At 72.4% G+C, this 5789-nt stretch carries 3 protein-coding genes; all 3 read right to left on the bottom strand.

Features of this window, described 5'->3' with window-relative positions:
- Positions 1-52: 52 nt before the first annotated feature.
- The 3 genes from WML84_RS12220 to WML84_RS12210 are packed head-to-tail and all read right to left on the bottom strand — an operon-like array spanning position 53 to position 5709.
- Entirely contained in the window at positions 53-1549 is a 1497-nt protein-coding gene (locus WML84_RS12220; protein ID WP_347346419.1) for a SulP family inorganic anion transporter, read from the bottom strand.
- 54 nt (positions 1550-1603) lie between these two features.
- Complete coding sequence (locus WML84_RS12215) at positions 1604-3118, bottom strand: ATP-dependent DNA ligase (protein WP_347346418.1); 1515 nt, start codon at positions 3116-3118, stop codon at positions 1604-1606.
- Between the two features lie 44 nt (positions 3119-3162).
- A complete protein-coding gene (locus WML84_RS12210; protein WP_347346417.1) occupies positions 3163-5709 on the bottom strand; it encodes an ATP-dependent Clp protease ATP-binding subunit in 2547 nt (848 codons plus the stop codon).
- Positions 5710-5789 lie beyond the last annotated feature (80 nt).

Raw genomic sequence — 5789 nt, 5'->3', positions numbered from 1 at the left:
GCGGAGGGGGCAGGCTCGCGAAAGCCCGGGCGGGGCGGCCGCGGCGAGCGGCTCAGCCGAGGTGGCCGCTCAGGCGGCGGCGGAATCTCGTGCTGCGCTCGTCCAGGCCCTCGATGCGGACGGCGATCCTGCGATCGGCGTACTTCGTCTCGATCGAGTCGAGCGCGGCGACGGTGGACGCGTCCCAGATCTGCGCGCGTCGGAGGTCGATCGTGACCGCGGCGGGGTCGTCGGCGTACCAGAACTGGTCGACGAGGTCGTTGCTGCTGCCGAAGAACAGCGGTCCGGTCACCGTGTAGCGCACCGACTCGCCGTCGGCGGCGACCTCGCGCTCGACGGCGATGACGTGCGCCACCCGTCGGGCGAACAGGACCATCGCGAGCACGACGCCGACTCCGACGCCGATCGCGAGGTTGCCGGTCGCCACGACGACCACGATCGTGACGGTCATGACGAGCGTCTCCGACAGCGGCATCCGGCGCAGCGTCGACGGCCTGACGCTGTGCCAGTCGACCGTCGAGATCGCGACCACCATCATGACCGCGGCGAGCGCGACCATCGGGATCCGCCCCATGAGCGCGTCGAGCCCGGTCACGAGCGCGAGCAGGAACAGGCCCGCCACGACGGTCGAGAGCCGCGTGCGAGCGCCGCCGATCTTCACGTTCACGACGGTCTGCCCGATCATCGCGCAGCCGGCGATGCCGCCGTAGCAGCCGGCGAGGATGTTCGAGACGCCGAGAGCCCACGACTCCCGGCCCTTGTGCGAGCGCGTGTCGGTCATCTCGTCGACGAGCTTCGCGGTCAGGAGCGTCTCCATGAGCCCGACGAAGGCGATGCTCAGCGCGGTCGGCCAGATCAGCCGCAGGGTCTCGAGGTCGAGCGGCACGAGAAGCGGGGTGATGCCCGGGAGACGTCCGGTGATCTCGCCCTCGTCGGCCACGTTCGGCACCGAGATCTGCGCGATGATCACGATCGCGGTGACGACGACGATCGCGATGAGCGGCGACGGCACGGCCTTCGTCAGCCTCGGCACGACGAAGATGATCGCGAGCGTCAGGGCGAACAGCGCGTACGCGGGCCACGTGACGTTCAGCACGTGCGGCACCTGGGCGACGAAGATCAGGATGCCGAGGGCGTTGACGAACCCGAGCATGACCGAGCGCGGGATGAACCGCATGAGGCGCGCGAGTCCGCCCAGGCCGAAGGCGATCTGGATGACGCCGGCGAGGACGACGGTCGGCAGGACGTAGCCGACGCCGTGCTCGTGCACGAGCGGTGCGATCACGAGCGCGACCGATCCGGCGGCGGCGGTCACGACGCCGGGGCGACCGCCGAGGATCGACATCGCGAGCGCGAGGACGACCGAGGCGACGAGGCTCACCATCGGGTCGACGCCGGCGACGAGCGAGAACGAGATGACCTCGGGCACGAGCGCGAGGGTCGTCACCATGCCGGCGAGCACCTCGCGGGAGAGCTGGCGCGGCGAGCGCAGCGCGTCGAGGACGGTGATCGGCGTGCGGCCGGGATCGGAGCGTTCGGCGACGGGCACGGTGGAGACTCCGAGAGTTCTTGGGGGTGACGCGCGGAGGGGCGCCCTTCGAGCCTATCGGAGCCCCTCCCGCAGGGTCTGGATGGTGTCGGCCTCGCGCGGGCTCTTGTCGGGCCGATACGCCTTCACGCGCGCGAACCGCAGCGCGAGGCCGCCCGGGTAGCGCGGCGAGCGCTGCACCCCGTCGATCGCGATCTCGACGACCGTGATCGGCTCGAGGTGCACCGTGTGGGCGGTGCGGTGCGTCTCGATCTGCGGGAACCGCTCGGTCTGCCAGCGGAGCAGCTCGTCGGTGAGGCCCTTGAAGGTCTTGCCGACCATGACGAACCCACCCGGCTCGCCGAACTCTCCGATCGGGTCGAGGGCGCCGAGGTGCAGGTTCGACAGCATCCCCGTTCGACGTCCCGATCCCCATTCGCACGCGAGCACGACGAGATCGAACGTGAGCACCGGCTTGACCTTGACCCAGCTCTTGCCGCGACGGCCCGCCGCGTAGACCGAGTCGATCGCCTTGACGACGACGCCCTCGTGCCCCGCGGCCAGCGCGCGGCGCGAGAGCTCGTCGGCGGCGTCGCCGTCGGCGGTGACGACCCCCGGCATGCGCCACTCCCCCGCGACGCGCTCCAGCTCGGCGAGCCGCACGCTCAGGGGCTCGTCGATGACGTCGCGTCCGTCGACGTGCAGGAGGTCGAAGAACCACGGGCGGAGGACGAGCTCCGACAGCGCGTCGGCGCCGAAGCGCGACATCGTGTCCTGGAAGGGGCGCGGCGCGCCGTCCTCGTCGAGCGAGAGCGTCTCGCCGTCGAGGATGAGCGCGCGCGCGTCGAGGTCGCGCACGACCCGCACGATCTCGGGCACGCGATGGGTGACGTCGGCGAGGCTCCGTGTGAAGACGCGGACGTCGTCGCCGTGGCGATGCACCTGGATGCGGGCGCCGTCGAGCTTGAACTCCACCGACGCCTCGCCCGTCTCGGCGAGCGCGTCGGCGACCGATGCCGCGGTCGACGCCAGCATCGGCATGACCGGCCGCCCGACGGCGAGTCCCACGGCGTCGAGGTCGGCGCCGGTGAGCGCGAGTCTCGCGGTCTCGCCGAGGTCGCCGGAGAGCATCGCGGCCCGGCGGACGGATGCCGCGGGCTGGTCGGCCGCGCGGGCCACGGCGTCCAGCAGCACGCCCTCGAGCGCGCCGGTGCGCAGCTCGCCCAGCATGACGCGGCACACGAGCTCCCACTCCGCCGCGGTCGCGCGCCCGGCGAGGCCCGCGAGCGCGCCGCTGCGCGTGGCGGCCGAGCCCGGTCCGGATGCCGCCGCGAGCACGTCGAACGCCTGATCGACGTCGGCGATGGTCAGGGTCGGCGCGTCCGCGTGCGGCGCGTCGACCGCCATGAGCCCGCGCCAGCCCACGCCGAGGCGCCCCTGCCGCGGGCTCGCGGTGAGGAGGGCCACGACGAGAGCGACCTCGTCGGGGTCGAGTCGGGCGAGCAGCCGCGCGAGGGCGTCGATCTTCGCGAGGCGCGACCGTGTGGCCGTGACCTCCTGGACCGTGGCGACGACCTCGGCGAGCTGCATGCCGGCATTCTCCCACCGGGCTCCGACATCGGGCCCGGACCGGCTCAGGCCACAGGCACCGGAACCCGCACGGCGAGCTCGTCGCCGACGGCATCCACCGTCACCGTGCCGCCGCCCGTCAGCTCGCCCCGCACGAACAGGTCGGCGACGCGGTCGTCGATCTCGCGCTGGATGAGCCGACGCAGCGGACGGGCGCCGTACTCGGGCTCGTAGCCGTGGTCCGCGAGCCAGTCCACCGCGGCGTCCGTCGTCTCGAACACGACTTCGCGCGCCGCCAGCCGCCGCTCGGTCGCGCCGAGCATGAGCCGTACGATGTCGCGCAGCTGCGCGCGGGCGAGCTTGCGGAACAGCACGATCTCGTCGATGCGATTGAGGAACTCGGGCCGCATCGCCTCGCGCAGCTTCGCCATCACCCGGTCGCGCAGGTCCTTCTCGCTGCCGAAGCCGGTGGCCCCGCCGCCGTCGGCGATGAAGCCGATCGCGCCCGAGCGCGAGGCGAGGAACTCCGACCCGAGGTTGGAGGTCATCACGATCACGGTGTTGCGGAAGTCGACCGTGCGGCCCTGGCCGTCGGTGAGGCGCCCGTCGTCGAGCACCTGCAGCAGCAGGTTGAAGACGTCGGGATGCGCTTTCTCGATCTCGTCGAACAGCACGACTGCATAGGGGTTGCGCCGCACGCGCTCGGTGAGCTGCCCGGCCTCGTCGTAGCCGACGTATCCGGGAGGGGCGCCGACCAGGCGCGACACGGTGTGCCGCTCGCCGAACTCGCTCATGTCGAACCGGATCACCGCGGTGTCGTCATCGAACAGCGACTGCGCGAGCGCCTTCGCCAGCTCGGTCTTGCCGACGCCGGTGGGCCCGAGGAAGAGGAACGAGCCGATCGGCCGCCGCGCGTCGCCCATGCCGGTGCGGTTGCGCCGCACCGCGCGCGCGACCGCCGCGACCGCGTCGTCCTGCCCGATCACGCGACCGTGCAGCTCGTCCTCGAGCGACGCGAGCCGCTCGCGCTCGGTCTCGGTGAGCCGGCTGACCGGGATGCCGGTGGCCCGGCTGATCACGGCCGCGATCTCCGGCTCGTCGACCACGGCGTCGTGCGTCGCGGCGCCCGCCGTCAGGGCCTCGTCGAGCCGGCGCTGCACCTCGGCGATCTCGTCGCGGAGGCGAGACGCGTCCTCGTAGTGCTCCGCCGAGACGGCCGCGTTCTTGTCGGCCTCGAGGTCGGCGAGCCGCTGCAGCAGCGCGCTCACGTCGACCGTCGCCCCGAGCCGCAGGCGCAGCCGCGCGCCGGCCTGGTCGATGAGGTCGATCGCCTTGTCGGGCAGCACGCGCTCGGTGAGGTACCGGTCGCTCAGCTCGACCGCGGCGGTCAGCGCCGCGTCGGTGTAGGTGATCGCGTGATGCTGCTCGTACGCGGGCTTGAGCCCGTGCAGGATCCGCACGGCATCCGCGATCGACGGCTCGCCCACCCGCACCGGCTGGAACCGGCGCTCCAGCGCCGGGTCCTTCTCGATGACGCGGTACTCCTTGAGGGTCGTCGCGCCGATCAGGTGCAGCTCGCCGCGGGCGAGGCGGGGCTTGAGGATGTTGCCGGCGTCCATCGACCCCTCGCCGCCGCCGCCGGCACCGACGACGGTGTGCACCTCGTCGACGAAGACGATCAGCTCGCCCTTGCGCGCGGCGATCTCATCGAGCGTCTTGGTGAGCCGCTCCTCGAAGTCGCCGCGAAAGCGCGTGCCGGCGAGCATCGCGGGCAGGTCGAGGGAGACGACGCGCTTGTCGCGCAGCTGCGCGGGAACGGCTCCGCCGACGATCGCCTGGGCGAGGCCCTCGACGATCGCGGTCTTGCCGACGCCGGCCTCGCCGACGAGCACCGGGTTGTTCTTCGTGCGACGGCTGAGGATCTCGATCGTCTGCTCGATCTCGTCGGCGCGGCCGACCACCGGGTCGAGCTCGCCGGCGCTCGCGCGCGCGGTGAGGTCGACGCCGTACCGGTCGAGCATCGGCGTCTCGGAGGCCTGCTCGGACTGCTCGTCCACGCTGGCGCCCTCGGGCGTCACCGTCTCGCGCACGCCCTGGGTGAGCGCCTCGGCGGTGACGCCGGCCTGCGCGAGGATCTGCCCCGCGGGGGTGTCCTGCCCGAGGACGAGCGCGAAGAACAGGTGCTCGAGGTCGACGTACGTCGAGCCGGACGAGCGCGCGACCTGGAACGCGTGGAAGAGCGCGCGCTGCACCGACGGCGTCACGACGGCGCCGTCGACGTCGGCGGGGTCGGATGCCGCGGGGAGCCGCTCCTCGGCCGCCCGGGCGATCGCGCGCGGGTCGGCGCCGAGGCGCTCGACGGCCTCCTTCGCGGGCGGCTCGCCGACGAGGACGCGGAGCAGGTGGAGCGCGTCGACCTCCTGCTGGCCGCGTTCGAGGGCGAATCGGCCGGCGCGCTGCAGGATCTCGCGCGTGCGCGCGCTCAGGAAGCGCGTGAGGTCGATCGAGCGCTCCTGACGGGCGCGCTCGCCGGCGAGGTAGCGCGCGATGAACTCGTCGAACGCGCTCGCGCCGTCGGCGCCGTCCGTCGGGGGTGTGAAGTCTTCGGGCATTCCCGGATCTCCTGTACATCGAAGTCGTGCGACCCAGGCTCTTCACAGAACTTGAGTCGAGTTGTATCAACTTCAACGCG

The organism is Microbacterium sp. (assembly GCF_039812165.1).
Taxonomy (GTDB): Bacteria; Actinomycetota; Actinomycetes; order Actinomycetales; family Microbacteriaceae; genus Microbacterium.
This window is presented reverse-complemented; position numbering and strand designations above follow the sequence as displayed.

Coding starts and splice junctions, on each gene's coding strand:
- WML84_RS12210 (WP_347346417.1), bottom strand. CDS start 5,709: ATGCCCGAAGACTTCACACCCCCGACGGACGGCGCCGACGGCGCGAGC.
- WML84_RS12215 (WP_347346418.1), bottom strand. CDS start 3,118: ATGCAGCTCGCCGAGGTCGTCGCCACGGTCCAGGAGGTCACGGCCACA.